Below are 18,129 nucleotides of genomic sequence, written 5' to 3' on the forward strand. Positions count from 1 at the left end.
TGACTTTGTATTTATAATTTATTTATTTTAATTTGTACTTATACGTTAAAGAGAAGAACCCTTTTCTAAAGTTAGTTTCACTGGTTGGATTTGATTCATAATTTGTATATTCAAATCCAAAAGTACCGGGATGCCAATCGTCATAGCCAAACAGATAGTTCCAATAAGGTTTGCCATTCTCAAGTGGTGTAATCAATATGCCTTTAATAAACCAGTATTTCTTGGGCGCCCACTGTAGAGATGTAGAAAGCTTGGTGTCACCGTCAGTACGTTTACTTAAGGTAATGGTAGATTTCATATTCAGTTTTTGTAATTGCTTAATTTTGGTTTTATAACCAACACTCACAATGGCGCTATCTAGATTGAAGCCACCTTTACCAATTTTTAAACTGTCATAATTGTTAATTTGGACTGTCCAGGTACCTTCGTGCCAATCATCATAGCCAAGCCCGTAGTTGTAAGTAAAACCTTCGTCTCCGTTATCAAAATTATGCTTTGCTGTTCCTTTGATATACCAATAGTCTTTCGAATCTGGCTTCCAGGTAGCACTCGCACTGAAACTGACTTTACTGTCATGAACTCTGTCTTTTAAGGTTAACTGTCCCCCAAGGCTGTATTTCGTTTTTTTCTTTGTTTCAACGCTAATTTTCTTTTTAACTTCTGGTGCATAAAAGCTGGTTTTTGCAACAGCCGTTTGTTGCAAAGACGCTAAAATACAAAACGTCAAAAGTGTTATTGATTTTCTATACATGTTTAGTTTGACTCACACAGGTTTTTATTTTCATTATTAGCTGCCAACAGTTTTGATTTAGCACTAGGTCGACATTTCTGGCAAATTTGATGCATTGAACCGTATTTTTTATACAGTAGCGCACTTAAAATAACGCCATTGGTATTTGCAGTTGTCGAAGAATTATATCCTTCCCCGTTTTCATAAATACCTGAATACCAACCCTTTTTAGGATCGTAAGCACTTTTGACTTTATTGAATAACACATCACTGTAGCTATCATCTGGGTATAGTAATGACATCGCGATAGCGGCTTTATTAGAAACCGTTTTATGCTCTGTTAGGATGGCGCCTTTTGATGATTTAGCGACCCAGGTTTTTCCACCAGAAAAGATCGTGTTATAAACAAAGTAGGGTTTTTTATTGATATTGTCTTCCGAAACCGCTGTAACAATGCCTGTCTCTTCCCATCTTTTCTTTTGTACCTGGTAGATATTATTGATCAGAGGTGTATTTTCATCATCATAGCCATTTTCGATGGCATCCATGATGTATGACTCAGAAACAACAGAGTTATTGGAATGGTATTCTTCAGGTGTACGGTTATCAGTAGCAACAGTAATGCCATAGATATCGATATCTTTTCTGTCTACATTATTATAAGTAGAGGAGACATTTAAATTATGACCTTCACGCTCTAAAATTTTAGCGGCATACTGTTCATACCCTAATCGTCCTTCCTGGAATGATTTAATCTCCCCCGTTTCTGGGTAGCGTTTGAGACTTTGCATTCTTCCATCTTTAATTAAGGTGTCAAAATTCCAACGCTTTAATGCTAAATCAATCTGATGTGAAAATTTGGGATGTTTACACGATAATGTTCGAAGCCAGGAAACTAAACGTGCTAAATCCAATACTGAAACACCAACACCATCAGGAGTAACTTTATTGGCATAGGTAACCATCTTCATGGTTTTTGTGTTGTAAACCTTATTCGGTGCTATTCCTTTGAATAAATCCATAGTAATTAAGGTTTTAATCAGCGCGGTGATTTTGTCATCAAATTCTTTATCATCAATAATGCCAAAATCTTCTGCGGCGATTGTTGCCGCCAAGGCAGAACCTGTATCCCACATCGTGGTAGAAGGGTATTGGTTGGCAGCGTTGAATAAGCCCGTTTTTTCCTGATAATTGTTTTCGTAATAAGTCCAGGCTGTTTTAGCGATGTGCTCATCGATTTCAGTTAACTCTTTTTTCGGAACAAAACAGGTGCCTAGATTGACTTTTTTGTTAGATTCAGCGATTTCCATGTTCTCTTTTTTTATTGTTTTTGCTTCTTCTTTCTTAGGTAATAAGAGACTTCCTAATAGTTCACTTTTTGCCTTATCTTCCAGACTAACGTTTTTATTCGTTTGTGATATTACAAAGATTGATGATCCAGCTAATACTGCACCCAAAGATAAAGGTACGACTAATCCTGTAAGAAGGCGTTTTGACATCGTGTCTTTTTCTACTTTATCACTCATTTTGATGCCTCCTTTTTGCTAAAAAATGTTTTAAATTTCTCATTCACTTTTGATAAGTCGTACGTTAATTCTTTTTCATTCCATTTCTTTAAGGTGTAATCAATTGAAGAAATAATGGATAAAACAGTTTCTTTCGTGACCCTTTCATCTTTTCTGTTTTTCCAGATAAGTCCTTTGAATTCTGTTAGCGCTGTTGAAGCTGCTTCAATAGAACCCTGCTTATGTAACTCATTTACACTATTCAGTTTTTTTGTTAATTCCAGTTCTGCGTCAGCATTATCAGGCTTTTTAGGCATAGCTTTTTGTGGTGCTTCCGCTTTCTGCTTAGCAGCTGGTTTTGGTTTAGCAGGAGCTTTTGGCTTAGCCGCTGGTTTAGGTTTAGCACTTGGTTTTTTCTTGGCAGCAGGTTTTTTTGTAGCGATTGTTTTTTTCAATTTATCTACAGCGACTTCCACTTTTGATATTTTGTCTGCTACAGACTTAATCGCTGATTCAGAAGCTTTATTATTAGTAACTAATAACTTCATTTGTTTGTCAGCATCTTGAATGATGGTTTCTTGTTGCTTTTTTAGCTCACCCTGCAATTCAATTAATTTTGTATTTTGCGCCATAATATATTGGCTCTTGTTAGTGAGTACATAAGTACTCCAAGCCAGTAATATAAAAGTGCCAATCAGTAATATTTTCGTAAGCATATAAAGTTTTTCAGTTAGTTATCAGTAATTAGTTTGTTGTAGCTACTTTGGGTTTATCAGTAACTTCATTCGTTGTTAGTTTTCCTGACGTTCTATTAGCAAAAGGTAAAGGCCCCAAACCAATAGTCCATGCAAGCAATGGAATCTTGCTGATCAGAATAGACAGCGCTAGCACAATACTTAACGTCAATGTGTATTTAAATAAAACAAGTTGATAAGGTGCCATCTCCACACCTTTCAGGAATATATCTATTATGTCTATTACCGCTGGGTGCATCAGATAGGTACCAAAAGTGAACTTTGAAAAATCACTTATTTTTTCTGGCCAATTGAAATGCTGAGACCCGAGGAATAAAAGAATGACACCGATAGGAAGTAAATTATGCGCATAGTAAATGGCACCCATTTTCGGAACATACGATCCTGCTTCAATACTTAGCGCTGCATGAGTCAGTTTTATGATGAAGAAAATACTGACCGCTAATAATCCGAACATGAATATCTTTTTCGACAATTCTTTATCAAATTTTTGTTGCCATAGACCCAGAATGCTATAAGCCGCAAAACCGTAACCTATATAAGAAAGTACTTTGATTCCGCGTATTAAATATTCGAGTGTATTTCTATCGCTAATGTTTCCCCAAATCCAGGTACTCATACTTAAGTTGAATGCTAAGAATGGTACAACCAGTAAACCCAGAATAGGGACTTTCAAAGCTAATTTGAATACAGGGTGAAACAGGAAAATCAGGAATATCGTTGGTATAAAGTGCATGTGATACTGTGACTTACCCAATAAGAAATAACTCGCCCAGGTTTCCGGTTTTGTTAATTTCTCGAGCATTGGATCAAGATAGCCAAACGCATTGGCTTTTATCAGTACAAAGAAGGCATAAAAGAAAGTCCAGAAAACAAAAGGAACCAATAAACGACGCATTTGTAATTTCATGGTTGCGCCATAAGGCATAGGCTTTCTTTCTAATTTAAACGCCAATAAGAACAAAGAAACCAGGATGAAAAATTCAGTACTTGCCAGTTCTGCGGTCGTTCTCATCAACACCGGAAAAACTCTTTCACTGATATCATAATCAATGAAGGCCTTGCCTTTTGGGTCTGTGGTTGTATGGATGCCAATGATGCTAAAAGCAGCAGCTAATCTGGAAATATCCAGCCAGTTCATTCTTATAGCGCTCATTTTTTTTGTACCCTTACTTTTGCAACTACATGATCTACCTCTAAATCAGGAATTCCCGGGTATTCACCTGTTTCATGTGCTCTCTTAAACCAGTTGTCTATGGTTGCTGATAAGTCTTTATCAGCCATGATGATTAAGTAAGAATTGAACGCGTTCTTTTTTGCTCTATTCGTAAGGTTTTTATTCCAGGACATTGCTTTATTGCCCATAGAATATTTTGGCCAGTAATTCTTTTCACGATACTCAAGTAAGTAAAATTTATGATGTTTGAGAGGTTCGCTCAACGTTCCGGATATAGTGAATTTTTTCTCAACAGCTGATTGATTTTTAGGGCTGGTTATCTCTGCATAGTCGGTTTTACTACCAACTGAACTGAAATCAATATCGCTAATCATTACGACCAACAGAAAAACGAGAGAAGACAAGACTATGGGAAAGGCATAGATACTTAGTAATAGTAATCCACGCCTGACAGAATTATTCATTTCTTTAGGTGCAGTGATTGAATTTGATGAGATTTCTAAAGTCATAATTATTAATACTTTTTTTATAATTTTTAAGAATTACCATTTCTATATTTTTTATAAGTAAATGACTTTCTTTATAATTAATTTTATGTGCAAACTATTTTACACGAGAAGTATGAATCTTGACTTAACTGCTAATGATTAATGAATATTAATCTTGAATAAAAGCAGTGATTGTTTTTAAGAATAATAGAAATAACTGAAATATTACGTTTTAGATTGTGATTTTAACCATTGTAAAATTCTTTGATCGGCCCAGTACCTTGCTGCCCAAGGATATCTCCCTGAAACAAAACCAACATGGCCTCCTGATTTAGATAACTCAACAGTGACATTTTTAGAGATGTCTTTTTCTTGCGGAGGTGTAGTTCTCCACATGAATGGATCATCTTCTGCGTGGAGTATTAAGGTTGGTTTTTCTATCTTATTTAAGAATTGATGACTGCTTGATTTTGCGTAGTAATCTTCTGCATTTGAAAAACCGTGAAGCGGTGCTGTGATTTTGTTATCAAAGTCAAAAAAGGTATTTACAGATTTGATATCTTCCACTAAACCAATGTTGAATAGATTATCTTTCTGCTGGTATTTATTCTTGCAACTACTCATCAGATGATTCTGATACACACGGGAAAAACTTTTCTCCAATCTTTCAGCGGCATCTTTTAATTTAAACGGCACGGACACTGCTATTGCTGTCGTGGTATTCGCTTCAGAATGTTGTTCGCCTAACCATTTGAGTAATAAATTACCACCTAATGAAAAACCTATTACCGCAAAAGGAGCCTGTTGGTATCTGGTTTTTATAAAATCAATCACGGCTTGCAAATCTGCACTGTCACCACTGTGATAACTTCGTTTTAAGCGGTTAATCTCGCCACTGCAGCCTCGAAAGTGCATAAAACATACGCCATACCCATTATCTTCAAGGAGTTTGATTAGTGGTTTGGCATAATGTGATTCTAAGGTTCCTTCTAGTCCATGCAAAATAAGAACAATGGGTTTTTGGTGAAGGTCAGTAGTTGACGAAATATCAATAAAATCGCCATCTATTAGTTCTAAACGTTCTTTATGTAATTGTAGATCTGGTCGGTTTTTAAAAAAAGTAGACCAGAGCGTTTGCAGGTGTGCGTTGTTTAGCCACCAGGCTGGTTTAAATTCACTGTTAACAATTGGCATTTATAAAAGTTCTATTCATCAAATTCAAAGGTATAAATATTAATATCATAATCGTCTTTTGATGCGCTCTTTTTAAAGCCTAGAGAATCCATTAGATTATCCATAGAGGTATTATTTTTGAGCACAGTACCTTCAATAATTTTAAGGTCACGGTCTTTAACGTGCTCAATCAGAATCAGCATTAACTGTCTGGCCAAACCCAAACCTTGATATTTATCGGCTATGCCAATAGCAAATTCACAACTTTTCTTATCAGGGTTTATGGAATAGCGACTTACACCCAATAGTTTATCTTTGTTCTTTTTTTGAATAAAAGCACCAAAAGCCATTTCACGATCGTAATCTAATTTGGTAAATCTGGATAACATTTCAGGTGTCAGATCATTGACAGCATGCATAAATCTAAAATATTTAGATTTGCTCGACATATTATTGATGAGCTCTACTTCTGCTTGTGCATCTTCACTACGAATAGGACGCAGTTCAACTTTCTTATGATTCTTAATGGTAATGAATCTGCGCCAATCGGATGGGTATGGATGTATTGCTAGATGACTAAAGTGTTTAGGGTCTTTGTTAAACTTCTGAATCACTATTTGATGATCGTTAACTATGGCTTCATTTTCATCAAGAATAATTGGGTTTAGGGTTAATTCAAATATCTGTGGTAAATGAATCGCTATTTCCGAAACGCGTATAAGCATTTCTCGTAATTTACCTTTGTTGGTTGCAGGTAAATTACGGTATTTATCCAAAATCAAACTCACCTGTGTGTTGTTAATCAGATCTTCAGCTAATCTCCTATTCAGTGGTGGTAGCTGGATTGCTCTATCCTTCATTGCGGGGGATTGCGTACCACCCGGGCCAAAGCTGATTACGGGTCCAAAAGCAGGGTCGTTTAGAATACTGATATTCAATACACGACCAGAAGAGGGTGCATACATTCTTTCAACGATAATGCCATCAATGATAATGTTTGAGCGTATTTTAGAAATGCTTGTTTTTATCTGTAAGAATGCTTTCTTCAGCATTTTTGAATCTTGTAAGTTCAATTTCACACCCTCAACATCCGATTTATAAGTGATATGTTGAGAGTCAATTTTCAATGCAACAGGGTAGCCAATTTCATCCGCTATTTTTATAGCTTCCTCTACTGAGTCTGCGTGCAATGCTGGGTTGCATTTAACATGGAAGGCTTCTAAAAGTTTTATTGAATCTTTTCTCGACAGCACATTACGCTTTTGTAGAAGGTTTTTTTCAATAATTTCTTTAGCAATTGCTGTTTTTGGTGGAATTGTTTTATTCAGTGGAAAAGGGACTTGCAGTAATTTTTTTCTGTTTGCCAAGTGATTGCATAAGAAACTATAACCATCCATGGCTGCTTCTGGTGACCGGTAATTAGATATTTTCTCTTGTGTAAATATCTTGCGACCTTGACCGCCTGATGCAGTTCCTAACCAGATAGTAGGAGTTGGCTTTTTGGCATTTTTTACTACTTTAGCTATTTCAGTAGCCAGATTCTGACTGTCTATCATAGCATCTGGTGCAAATATAATTCCTATGCCGTCCACTTCTTTACTCGCCAGTAAAATTTTAATATTTTTTGCGTATAGTTCTGCGGTATTTTTTCTGTCAGGAATAACTATCGCATTATCAAAACCGTAAATATTCTTTGAGGTGCCCTTCAATTCTTCCACAAGGCTTTTACTTAGTAGTGTTGGTTGAAACCCTAAATCTCTAAGTCGGTCATTCGCCAGCATTACTGGTCCATAGCCATTAGAAATGAGTGCCAAATTATTACCTTTTGTGCGTCGATTATTGGCTAGGATTTTAGCTGCTGTATACAACTGTGACAGCGTTGTCACATGATCTGCACCTGCTCTTAAAACGGCAGCACGAAAGACGTCATCCATCGCTCTAACATCTTTGGTTTTTGCGATAGCATCACTATAGCTGCCATTGTCGTGGGAAGATTTCAAAATAACAACGGGTTTACGCATGGCTGCTGCTTTCAAAGCTCCCATGAATGCTCTGGAGTGCGTTACTTGATTAATATGAACAATAATGCTGCTGGTTTTGTGATCGTTAGCTAAAAAATCAATAATGTCCGAGAATTCAAGATCGATACCAGAACCGCGAGAAATTACCGAAGAAAAACCGACTTGCTCTGTTTCTGCCCAATCAATAAGACTGCTACAAATGGTTCTGGATCGTGCGACTACTGCGAGTTTGCCGGGTATTATTTTATTATCGGTAATACTGGCATTGAAATTGGTCGATGGACGAATCAATGCGGCGGCATTGGGACCCAAAATTCTGACATCTACCTCTTTTGCTACCTTTAACAAGGATTTCATTTCAGGGGTGATTTGCGACTTGTAGGTGTTGGCATACTTAGACATAACAAAAGCATTTTTAATGCCTTGTTTTGCACACTCGCGAATCACTTTTTCAACGGTTCTTGTTGGACTAACGATTATTGCCAGATCTATATCTTCTTCAATGAGTGTGACTTTTTTATAGCAAGGGGTTTCCAGGATTTCTTTATGTCTGGGATTAACGAAATAGAGGCTACCGGTAAATTGCGTATGCAGTTTTTTGGTTATTAAAGCGGCTAATGTTTGTTCAGTTTCACTCGCGCCAACAATAACGATTGAAGACGGGTCAAATAATGCTTTTAAGTAATGTTCAGACATAATGAAGCCAGCATATATAAATAATTAAATAATAACAAAATATAGATATTTTATATGTTGATCTTGTCTCTATTGGTCAGTGTTTTATATGACAATTATCAAAACATAGATACTTATTTAATATGCCACGTAAATATCTCTAAAGTAAGTTGGTAAATAAACGGAATAGAAGCTAGTCTCTCTAGTAAATAATAACAAAAACAAAAAGAATGAAAACTGCAGCTTAAAATAGCGAAGGAGAAATATTTTATGCCCACAGCTTATATTACTCATCCAGATTGTTTGCGACATGAAATGGTTGAGTTTCATCCAGAGTGCCCTCAGCGTCTTACGGCAATTGAAGATCAGTTGTCTGCGAAAGGGCTCATGGATTTTTTAAGGTATCATGAAGCGCCTAATGCCACTATTTTACAAATCGAACGAGCGCATGAAAACAAGTATGTAGAAGAAATCTATAATCATTCGCCGCTTGAGGGCTTGCGTCATGTAGACCCGGATACCTGCATGAATCCGTTTACTCTGGAAGCTGCACAACGTTCTGCTGGTGCAGGTATATTAGCGACAGATTTAGCTGTATCCGGTGAGGCTAAAAGAGTCTTCTGCAATGTTCGTCCACCTGGTCACCATGCTGAGAAAGGTGCGGCAATGGGCTTTTGTTTCTTTAATAATATTGCTATCGCCGCGTTACATGCCATAGAACATCACAAATTAGAAAGAGTCGCTATCGTAGATTTTGATGTGCATCATGGCAATGGCACAGAAGACATTCTCTCTCACAACCCGCACGTACTTTTCTGTTCAACTTACCAACATCCTTTCTATCCTGGCTATGCTGGAAAATCTATGGAAGAGCTAATGGTGAATGTTCCATTGCCAGCGGGTACCAAAGGTTCTGATTATAGAGCGGCGGTTGAAGAAAAATGGTTGCCAGCATTAAGAAAGTTTAAGCCTGAAATAATTTATATCTCAGCGGGTTTTGATGCACATATTGATGATGAAATGGGCGGTTTTAGTTTAATGGATAGTGACTATATCTGGGTTACCGATCAAATCTGTAAAATCGCAGATGAGTTTGCAAATGGCAGAGTAATTTCGATGCTTGAAGGTGGTTATGATCTTACTTCTCTAGGCCGTTGCGCGACAGAACACGTTCGAGTTCTTATGGGTCTACATTATACTTAAATACTGAAATTAGCTTTAGACACTGGCAATATTAATATGTGCTAACTGCCGAAACGATAATTTAGATACTTGATAAGCGCCCCTTGAATATACTAAAAAAAACGTCTCAAAGTAGGGGGGGGGCTTAAGCAAAAACATAAGATATCTAACAGTAACTAAAATCATTTATATCAGTCTTTTTACTTACCAATCATCTTTTGGTTCACCTAAATCACATTTCAAACAGTTTAATTCATGATCTAGCTTGCTGTTTCTCCCGGCTTTGCTTATCACCCAGGGTCGATTAATAAACGGTGGCTGATGCCGTACATGTTGGCCATGATGACATTCTAGTTCAGCTACCCAATCGTTCTCTTCATCCAGATGGAAGCCTTTAATTTTGCGTTTCATGTTTATATCTTTTAAATAATTAAAACTAGATTGATTCAGAGTGGCATGCTTTTTAAAAAAATAATTGTGCCTGTTTAATCGCATTAAATCCAATTAGACTCTTATTTATCGTCATAACGAATGAAGAGCGAATTATGTCAGCGAACCTAAATGAAGAAACACAACACCACCAGCATCAACAAGATTATCAGGCGCCTAGTGTTTGCCCTTTAGATTGTCCCGATGCCTGTAGTCTTAATGTAGAAGTTAAAGATGGCAAAATACATAAAATAAAAGGCTCATACGCTAACCCAATGACTAAGGGTGTTATTTGCGGCAAGGTATCGAAGTACTATCCTGATTTTGTTCATGGCAAACACCGTTTAACCACACCGTTAAAAAGGGTTGACGCTAAAGGTGGAGATAACGGTAGTACTCAATTCGAACCGATTTCATGGGATGAAGCTATAGACTTATGCTATGAAGGCATGCAAAAAGGAATTCTAGAATACGGTCCTGAATCAGTAATGCCATTAAATTATGCCGGGCCTCATGGACAATTGTCTGGTGGTTCAATGGATATGCGTTTCTTTTATAAGCTAGGTGCAACGCAACTTGATAGATCGCCATTATGTGCTGGGGTTCGCGGTCTTTCGTACCGTTCATTGTTTGGTAACCACGTCGCGATGTCTCAAGAACAAGCAGTGTATTCTGACTTGATTGTTTTATGGGGCACGAATACCAGCACTACCTATTTGCACTTGATGAAAATCATCAAAAAAGCCAAAGACAATGGCGCAAAAGTAATCGTAATTAATCCAGAAAGAATCAAAGTTGCCCGAAGCGCAGATCTGTTTTTACAAGTAACGCCCGGAACTGATGCTTATTTTGCGCTCGCGATGGCATCACAGTTCGATAAACTGGGTATGATCGATAAAACTAAACTAATCGATAAAGTCTCTGGTGTTGATGAATACCTGGAAAATGCATCGTCGTATTCTATCGATAAATTGGCAGAGATTTGTGGCATCAATCAATCACAAGCTGATACGTTTATTGAGCTATTCAGGAATGCCAAGCGCATTTCAATGCAAACCGGTGTTGGGCTTGAGCGTTCCAAAAATGGTGGATCTGCGATTCGTTCTGCGATGTCTTTAGCTGTATTGCTAGGTCAATTTGGTCAAAAGGGACAAGGACAAATTGGCTATCACTCTCCTGCATATCCTAAGACAACGGATAAGTTACAGCGTCCAGACCTTCTTGAAAAACCAACGCGCACCTTTAATATCGTTGATACAGCAGATCACATTTTGGGTAACGATATTCCATCAAGCAGCAAAAAAAGCCCTATAAGTGGGGGGGTGCCAATCAAGTCTGTGTTTATTTACAACCATAACCCGGTACTGGTGCATCCTGATCAAAACAAAATGATTGAAGCACTAAGTAAAGAAGATGTCTTTGTGATTGGTTGTGAAATCAATATGACCGATAGCATGCAATACGCCGATGTTATCTTACCTGCGTGCAGTAGCTTTGAGCATGATGATGTTTATCTGGGATACGGTCATAATTACGCACAGCGCGCAGAAGCCGCAATTCAACCCGTAGGTAATGCATTGCCTAACACAGAGATATTTAGACGTCTGAGCAAACGCTTCGGGTTTACCGATGCATTATTCAGCGACACGGACGCTGAACTGCAAGAACAAGCGCTGGATTTATCATCAGAAAGATTTGAGACAAATAAAGTTTCAGAGATTTCTACACATTCTGCCTTAAGCACCATCGATAAAAATCATGTCTGGTTATCCGATATGGCCGATGATGAGAAAATCACACTCTACAATGAAGATTTAGAAAACGAGTTCGGCTATGGTTTGCCACGTTACGAATCAATAATAAAAGACAGACCGTTTACCTTGGTCACTGCAGCAGCATTTAATCGTTCCAATTCTACATTTGGTGGGAATAATACCGAATCGGAAAAAGTGTCTATCAATGTTAACGATGCATCAACCTTAAATATCAAAACCGGTGATAAAGTCAAACTTCATAATAATAAAGGTGAAGTGGTTCTGATTGCCGATGTAAATGACACTGTAGCGGCGGGTGTTTTATATACACCAAAGGGCGCGTGGTGCGAGAGTAGTCCAACAGGACAAACCGTCAATGCTTTAATTGATAGCCACAGCAAAACCGATATTGGAAATGGCGCTGCATTCTATGATACCTACGTTGATCTGAGCGTAATATAATTCAGCTGCGCTAGGTGCAAAAACGCCTCAAAAGTAGGGGGGTGTATATATTATAAAAATAAACCACTTAGACGCGTTTAAAAGCGCGTATTTAGGTACTATTTCTGTGCCATTCTGATATACTCGCCAGCAGTTTTTTAAGAAGCATATTTCTTCTTAAAATAAGCAAACAAAACCGTACAAAATACTCATAAAAGAACCCCAAATAATATGGCTGAATTCGCGAAAGAAATTATCCCGATTAATCTTGAAGATGAGATGCGTAAATCCTATCTAGAATACGCGATGAGCGTAATCGTAGGACGTGCATTACCCGATGTTCGAGACGGTTTAAAACCTGTTCATCGTCGTGTGTTATTTGCGATGGGCGAGCTCCGCAACGACTTCAACAAGCCTTATAAAAAATCAGCACGTATCGTCGGTGATGTTATCGGTAAATATCACCCGCATGGTGATACTGCTGTATATGACACCATGGTTCGAATGGCTCAGCCATTTTCAATGCGTTATATGCTCATTGATGGTCAGGGTAACTTTGGTTCTGTCGATGGTGATTCTCCTGCTGCGATGCGGTATACGGAAGTCCGTATGTCGAAGATCGCACATGAGTTAATGGCTGATCTTGAAAAAGAAACCGTTGATTTCCAAGGCAACTATGACGAATCTGAATTCGAGCCAGTAGTTTTCCCAACTCGCTTACCCAATCTACTATTAAACGGCTCTTCTGGTATCGCTGTAGGTATGGCGACCAATATTCCGCCGCACAATATCACTGAAGTAATCAATGCCTGTGTAGCTCTGATTGACGATTCAACGCTCAGTATTGACGATTTAATGCAGTACTTGCCAGGTCCTGATTTTCCAACGGCTGGTGTCATTAACGGTGCACATGGCATCAAACAGGCGTATCACACTGGTAAAGGTAGTGTAAAAATTCGCGCCGTAGCGGATTTCGAAACCGATAAGAAAGGTCGTGAAAAGATTGTTGTTACACAGCTTCCTTATCAGGTTAACAAAGCACGTCTTATCGAGAAAATTGCAGAACTCGTAAAAGAGAAGAAGATAGAAGGAATTTCAGAACTACGCGACGAGTCTGATAAAGACGGCATGCGCATGGTTATCGAGCTTAAGCGTGGTGAAGTCGCTGAAGTTATCTTGAATAACCTCTACAAACAAACACAGATGCAGAATAGTTTCGGCATCAATATGGTGGCGTTGATTGATGGCGCACCAAAGCTTTTCAATCTTAAAGAAATTATCGAAGCGTTTATTCGCCATCGCCGTGAAGTGGTTACACGTCGCACTATTTTCTTGCTACGTAAAGCACGCGAACGCGCCCACATCTTAGAAGGACTTGCTGTTGCCTTAGGTAATATTGATGAAGTCATCGCTTTAATCAGAGCATCGGCGAATCCTGCTGAAGCACGTGAAGCATTACTGAGTCGCTCGTGGAAAGCTGACATCGTTCTTGAGATGCTAGAACGTGGTGATTCTACAGTGGCACGTCCTGAAAACCTCGATCCGCGTTACGGACTGAAAGATGATGGTTACTGGTTAACTGATGTTCAAGTAAAAGCAATTTTAGATTTACAACTACATCGTTTAACAGGTCTTGAAAAAGATAAGATACTGGGTGAATACAAAGAGTTACTCGCTACGATTGTTGACTTGCTTGATATCTTGGCGAGTCCAGAACGCTTAATGCGCGTTATTCGTGAAGAACTTATTGAAATGCTCGAAAAGTACGGCGACGAACGTCTTACTAAAATCAATGCAGTTGGTGAAGATCTGGGTGATATTGATCTGATTCCAGAAGAAGATGTTGTTGTAACGCTGTCTCATGAAGGCTATGCAAAAGCACAACCAATTGATACTTATCGTGCACAACGTCGTGGTGGACGCGGTAAATCAGCCACCAAAATGAAAGATGAAGATTTCATTGAGAAACTCTTCGTCGCAAGTACTCATGACACTGTTTTATGTTTCTCCTCTAAAGGTAAAGTGTACTGGTTAATGGTGTATCAATTACCCATGGCGAGTAGAACTTCTCGTGGTCGACCCATTGTTAATTTATTACCACTTGATGAAGATGAAAGCATCCAGGCTATTTTACCGATACGTGAATATGAAGATGACAAGTACATCTTTATGGCCACTGAAAACGGCACAGTCAAGAAAACAGATTTGAAAGCATTCTCTAATCAACGTGCTTCAGGCATTATCGCCATCGATTTACGTGATGGTAATAAGCTGGTTGATGTTGCACTCACAGAAAAAGATGATGAAGCGATGCTATTTACCTCACAAGGTAAAGCCATTCGCTTTAAAGAATCTGATGTACGCGGCATGGGTAGAACTGCTGCTGGTGTACGTGGTATCAAGATGCCTGAAGGTCACAAAGTTAATGCATTAATCGTTCTTCGTGAAGGTCGTTTATTAATGGCAACTGAAAACGGTTACGGTAAGCGTACTGAAGTAGAAGAGTTCTCTGCTCAAAATCGTGGCGGTAGTGGTGTTATTGCTATCCAGACATCTGAACGAAACGGTGCTGCAATCGGTGCTGTTCAGGTTACTGATGATAATGAAATCATGCTAATCACCAACGGTGGTATTTTGGTTCGTACCTCGGTTGCTGATGTATCAGTTGTTGGTAGAAATACACAGGGTGTACGTTTAATCAAACTGGGCGAAAACGAAAAACTAACGCAATTAGAGCGCATTGAATCTATGGATGATGAGTCTGAAGATGATATTGATGAAGATATGGATCCAACACTAACAGATGGAGCTAGCGAAGCTTCTGTTGAAAGTGACGATGTCGATTCTTCTGACGACGCTGATGCGAGTGACAGCAGTGACAACACTGATGAGTCTCCAGAGTAATCTGCTTAGCTCTCTTTAGTCTTGTTTTCGTTCTATTTACGTTATTAACAACGTAAAAAATATCATTCAAAGTAGGGGGGGGGCTTCAATTTAATTTTATTTAATTGAAGCCACCCCCAATTCATTTATGGATAGTGCTGTCGATAAAATTATCGAATATATAAATCAGGTAGATAGTTTCGGTTACTTGCTTATCGGTGCTAATTTATTTTTGCTTATATTTGCAAAAGTTATCCTTAAAGCTGTTTATCATCAGCCAGAAAAAGTCAGTAATTTCTCCCGCAAAGTGATGATCTTTCGGGCGTTGAATCTATTAATTATACTGGCTTACGGTTATTTCCGGTTCTTTCAAGACAATCAAAATAAAACCTTACTGATTCATGTTATCGCTGTTCTGGCGGTTATCTATTTTGCTTATTTATCGATGCACATTACACATGGTTTTTTAGTTCGATACTACGGTAAAGAGCGTGAGGTTAATGGCGTAAAACGCTTTGTATCTACCTATCAAACCCGACTATTAAGCATCTTTAGTAATCTGTTTATTGCTGTGATTGCGTTAATAAGCATCATCAGATTACTGGGCTTCGACTCAGTATTAGAGGCGGGCGGTGTTATCGGAATAATAGGTGTTTTCCTCGCGTTAACATCCAGTATCTGGGCACCTGATATCTTTCATGGTTTGATTATACTGAACAGTGATATGTTAACCGAAGGTGACGTTATTCAGTTCAATGACGGGGAATTGGTTTACGGGCTCGTGTATAAAACCAAGGTGTTCCATACTGTTATTTTAAATATCCCAAACAATCATAGAATTATGATTCGTAATTCCAAATTAAGGGATTTTACGGTACATAATTTATCCAAATTTGCTTCAGCTCGAGGGCTTCGCGAAAGCCTGTCTTTCAAAATTTCTTACGATACTTCTATAGATGCTGTAGAAGATCTATTTTTGACCGTATACGATGCTGCGAAAATTGATAATGGTATTTATTTAGAACCACAATATGATTTAGAATTCGGTGTTAAAGAGACTGGTGATCATGCCGTTGAATGGGTCTTTTATTACTTCACTAAAGAAGTGGATAAACTACTGTTGACCCGTCAACGTTTATTGCAATTGATGTTGAAGACATCGATTGAAAAAAACATCTCTTTATCAACACCAGTTACTATCAACAATCTAACCCCTGCAATTGATATACGCGAATTAGATTTAGTAGAAAACAAAGATCAGTAATAATTTAGTGTAAATATGATGTCACAGCTTCTAACAAGGATTACAACATGACTCGCAAGTATAATTTTAGCGCCGGCCCAGCAATGCTTCCACAGCCAGTCTTGGAACAGGCACAAGCAGAATTACTGGATTGGAATGGTACCGGCCAGTCAGTGATGGAGATGAGTCATCGCGGTAAAGAATTTATGAGCATCGCTGAAACAGCTGAAGCTGATCTTCGTGAAGTCATGAATATTCCCGATAATTACAAGGTGCTATTTTTACAAGGTGGTGCAACCTCTCAATTTGCGGCAATACCGTTAAATTTGCTGCGCGGAAAAGAGGGTGCAGATTATGTGAATACCGGCATCTGGTCTACCAAAGCGATTACTGAAGCAAGCCGATATTGCCTGGTTAACGTGGTGTCTAACTCAGAGAGTAGTCATTTTACCTCGATACAAAACTATGAAGAATGGAACATAAATCCAGATGCGGCATATCTTCACTATACGCCGAATGAAACTATTGCAGGTGTTGAGTTTCCCTGGGTGCCAGACACAGGTGATATTCCATTAGTGGCTGATATGTCTTCGAATATTCTATCAAGACCTGTAGATCTGAGTAGATTTGGCCTTATCTATGCAGGTGCACAAAAAAATATAGGTCCTGCAGGTTTGACCATAGTTATTGTCAGAGAGGATCTCATTGGCGATGCAATGGATATTACCCCAACAATGCTGAATTATGATGTTCATGCAAAAAATGGCTCGATGTACAACACGCCGTCAACGTATGCCTGGTATTTGGCTGGATTGATCTTTAAATGGCTAAAGCAACAAGGTGGTCTTGAGCAAATGGAAATTTTAAATCGAAGAAAAGCTGCCATGCTTTACGATTGTATAGATAACTCTGATTTTTATTCAAACCCGGTTGATAAAGAATATCGATCTTTAATGAATGTTCCATTTACCCTTGCCAATTCTGAGCTGAACGAAAAATTTTTAGCAGAAGCTGCAACTAGAGATCTGGTTTACTTAAAAGGGCATAAGTCCGTTGGTGGCATGCGCGCCAGTATTTATAATGCTATGCCAGAACAAGGTGTTATTGAACTAGTAGATATGATGAAATCATTCGAAACACAGTACGGTTAAGTTTCTAATCATCATTATGATATATATCAAAACAAGCAAACTACACCATTAGTTATGTGAGTGGGCGTTTATAATAATAAAATTTGTTGAATTGGGTGCTTGTAAAAAAGATGAATGATTCTGATGTGATGTTCAATATGGTTTTTGGCTGGGGGACGGTTGTTTTAGTAATATTATTGATTGCTGTTCTGATCGTGTATATCAAAAGTGTACTGGTTTTTAAAAACGCTAAAATAATCAACGGCAAAGTAATTGATGTGATGGATATTGGTGAGTTAGATTTGCCAACTATTGAATACCAATTGGATGGAGAAACATTGCATTTTCGATCAAAAACAGCCATAAAGACATTTGCTGCCGGAGACGATATAGAGATCGAAATCGGAACTGCCAAGCAGCCTAGAATTTACGAAAAAAATAACCCTATTAAATTACCAATGGTAATTTATGTGATCTTTGCTTTAATCATTTATTTTGGTATTAAAGCAGTTGGTTTTTTGCAGTCTCTTTTATAGATATGGT

General features: G+C 38.2%; 14 protein-coding genes. 6 read left to right on the forward strand and 8 right to left on the reverse strand.

What is annotated here, in order from left to right; all coding sequences use genetic code 11:
• Nucleotides 1–22: 22 nt before the first annotated feature.
• The 7 genes from OO007_RS08060 to OO007_RS08090 all read right to left on the reverse strand — a co-directional run bounded on the left by OO007_RS08060 (nt 23) and on the right by OO007_RS08090 (nt 8,545).
• Nucleotides 23–751, reverse strand: coding sequence for a hypothetical protein (locus tag OO007_RS08060; RefSeq protein WP_325808414.1), 729 nt, complete (start codon nt 749–751; stop codon nt 23–25).
• Between the two features lie 2 nt (nt 752–753).
• The gene (locus OO007_RS08065; RefSeq protein WP_325808415.1) at nt 754–2,256 is read right to left on the reverse strand and encodes a DUF3131 domain-containing protein; all 1,503 of its coding nucleotides are present in this window, start codon (nt 2,254–2,256) and stop codon (nt 754–756) included.
• The gene (locus tag OO007_RS08070; protein ID WP_325808416.1) at nt 2,253–2,867 is read right to left on the reverse strand and encodes a hypothetical protein; all 615 of its coding nucleotides are present in this window, start codon (nt 2,865–2,867) and stop codon (nt 2,253–2,255) included. Before OO007_RS08070 ends, OO007_RS08065 begins: the two co-directional genes overlap by 4 nt.
• A gap of 112 nt (nt 2,868–2,979) precedes the next feature.
• Nucleotides 2,980–4,146: an acyltransferase gene (locus OO007_RS08075; protein WP_325808417.1), complete on the reverse strand. Its 1,167-nt coding sequence runs from the start codon at nt 4,144–4,146 to the stop codon at nt 2,980–2,982.
• Nucleotides 4,143–4,676, reverse strand: a complete 534-nt coding sequence (locus OO007_RS08080) for a hypothetical protein (RefSeq protein ID WP_325808418.1) — start codon at nt 4,674–4,676, stop codon at nt 4,143–4,145. The genes OO007_RS08075 and OO007_RS08080 overlap by 4 nt, the downstream gene beginning before the upstream one ends.
• Before the next feature lie 204 nt (nt 4,677–4,880).
• Nucleotides 4,881–5,849, reverse strand: coding sequence for a hydrolase (locus OO007_RS08085; protein WP_325808419.1), 969 nt, complete (start codon nt 5,847–5,849; stop codon nt 4,881–4,883).
• 11 nt (nt 5,850–5,860) lie between these two features.
• Complete coding sequence (locus OO007_RS08090) at nt 5,861–8,545, reverse strand: bifunctional acetate--CoA ligase family protein/GNAT family N-acetyltransferase (RefSeq protein WP_325808420.1); 2,685 nt, start codon at nt 8,543–8,545, stop codon at nt 5,861–5,863.
• Nucleotides 8,546–8,794: 249 nt separating this feature from the next.
• Between OO007_RS08090 and OO007_RS08095 the strand changes: the two genes are divergently transcribed.
• A complete protein-coding gene (locus OO007_RS08095) occupies nt 8,795–9,727 on the forward strand; it encodes a histone deacetylase family protein (RefSeq protein WP_131905273.1) in 933 nt (310 codons plus the stop codon).
• 183 nt (nt 9,728–9,910) lie between these two features.
• Here OO007_RS08095 and OO007_RS08100 read toward each other — a convergent pair whose 3' ends face one another.
• On the reverse strand, nt 9,911–10,117 hold the full coding sequence (locus tag OO007_RS08100) for a DUF3565 domain-containing protein (RefSeq protein WP_325808421.1): 207 nt from the start codon (nt 10,115–10,117) through the stop codon (nt 9,911–9,913).
• A gap of 134 nt (nt 10,118–10,251) precedes the next feature.
• Between OO007_RS08100 and OO007_RS08105 the strand changes: the two genes are divergently transcribed.
• The 5 genes from OO007_RS08105 (at nt 10,252) to OO007_RS08125 (ending at nt 18,122) form a co-directional block, all read left to right on the forward strand.
• Nucleotides 10,252–12,351: a molybdopterin-dependent oxidoreductase gene (locus tag OO007_RS08105; RefSeq protein ID WP_325808422.1), complete on the forward strand. Its 2,100-nt coding sequence runs from the start codon at nt 10,252–10,254 to the stop codon at nt 12,349–12,351.
• Nucleotides 12,352–12,561: 210 nt separating this feature from the next.
• On the forward strand, nt 12,562–15,234 hold the full coding sequence (gene gyrA, locus OO007_RS08110) for a DNA gyrase subunit A (protein ID WP_325808423.1): 2,673 nt from the start codon (nt 12,562–12,564) through the stop codon (nt 15,232–15,234).
• A gap of 127 nt (nt 15,235–15,361) precedes the next feature.
• Nucleotides 15,362–16,477: a mechanosensitive ion channel family protein gene (locus tag OO007_RS08115; RefSeq protein ID WP_325808424.1), complete on the forward strand. Its 1,116-nt coding sequence runs from the start codon at nt 15,362–15,364 to the stop codon at nt 16,475–16,477.
• A 47-nt stretch (nt 16,478–16,524) separates the two neighbouring features.
• Nucleotides 16,525–17,607: a 3-phosphoserine/phosphohydroxythreonine transaminase gene (serC, locus tag OO007_RS08120; protein WP_325808425.1), complete on the forward strand. Its 1,083-nt coding sequence runs from the start codon at nt 16,525–16,527 to the stop codon at nt 17,605–17,607.
• A 110-nt stretch (nt 17,608–17,717) separates the two neighbouring features.
• Complete coding sequence (locus OO007_RS08125) at nt 17,718–18,122, forward strand: hypothetical protein (RefSeq protein WP_325808426.1); 405 nt, start codon at nt 17,718–17,720, stop codon at nt 18,120–18,122.
• Nucleotides 18,123–18,129: the final 7 nt, after the last annotated feature.

This window comes from Cocleimonas sp. KMM 6892 (genome assembly GCF_035798195.1).
Classification (GTDB): Bacteria; Pseudomonadota; Gammaproteobacteria; order Thiotrichales; family Thiotrichaceae; genus Cocleimonas; species Cocleimonas flava.

Excerpts from the sequence above, each read along its gene's own strand:
- OO007_RS08060 (WP_325808414.1), bottom strand. The coding sequence starts at position 751 with ATGTATAGAAAATCAATAACACTTTTGACGTTTTGTATTTTAGCGTCT.
- OO007_RS08065 (WP_325808415.1), bottom strand. The coding sequence starts at position 2,256 with ATGAGTGATAAAGTAGAAAAAGACACGATGTCAAAACGCCTTCTTACA.
- OO007_RS08070 (WP_325808416.1), bottom strand. The coding sequence starts at position 2,867 with ATGGCGCAAAATACAAAATTAATTGAATTGCAGGGTGAGCTAAAAAAG.
- OO007_RS08075 (WP_325808417.1), bottom strand. The coding sequence starts at position 4,146 with ATGAGCGCTATAAGAATGAACTGGCTGGATATTTCCAGATTAGCTGCT.
- OO007_RS08080 (WP_325808418.1), bottom strand. The coding sequence starts at position 4,676 with ATGACTTTAGAAATCTCATCAAATTCAATCACTGCACCTAAAGAAATG.
- OO007_RS08085 (WP_325808419.1), bottom strand. The coding sequence starts at position 5,849 with ATGCCAATTGTTAACAGTGAATTTAAACCAGCCTGGTGGCTAAACAAC.
- OO007_RS08090 (WP_325808420.1), bottom strand. The coding sequence starts at position 8,545 with ATGTCTGAACATTACTTAAAAGCATTATTTGACCCGTCTTCAATCGTT.
- OO007_RS08095 (WP_131905273.1), top strand. The coding sequence starts at position 8,795 with ATGCCCACAGCTTATATTACTCATCCAGATTGTTTGCGACATGAAATG.
- OO007_RS08100 (WP_325808421.1), bottom strand. The coding sequence starts at position 10,117 with ATGAAACGCAAAATTAAAGGCTTCCATCTGGATGAAGAGAACGATTGG.
- OO007_RS08105 (WP_325808422.1), top strand. The coding sequence starts at position 10,252 with ATGTCAGCGAACCTAAATGAAGAAACACAACACCACCAGCATCAACAA.
- gyrA (WP_325808423.1), top strand. The coding sequence starts at position 12,562 with ATGGCTGAATTCGCGAAAGAAATTATCCCGATTAATCTTGAAGATGAG.
- OO007_RS08115 (WP_325808424.1), top strand. The coding sequence starts at position 15,362 with ATGGATAGTGCTGTCGATAAAATTATCGAATATATAAATCAGGTAGAT.
- serC (WP_325808425.1), top strand. The coding sequence starts at position 16,525 with ATGACTCGCAAGTATAATTTTAGCGCCGGCCCAGCAATGCTTCCACAG.
- OO007_RS08125 (WP_325808426.1), top strand. The coding sequence starts at position 17,718 with ATGAATGATTCTGATGTGATGTTCAATATGGTTTTTGGCTGGGGGACG.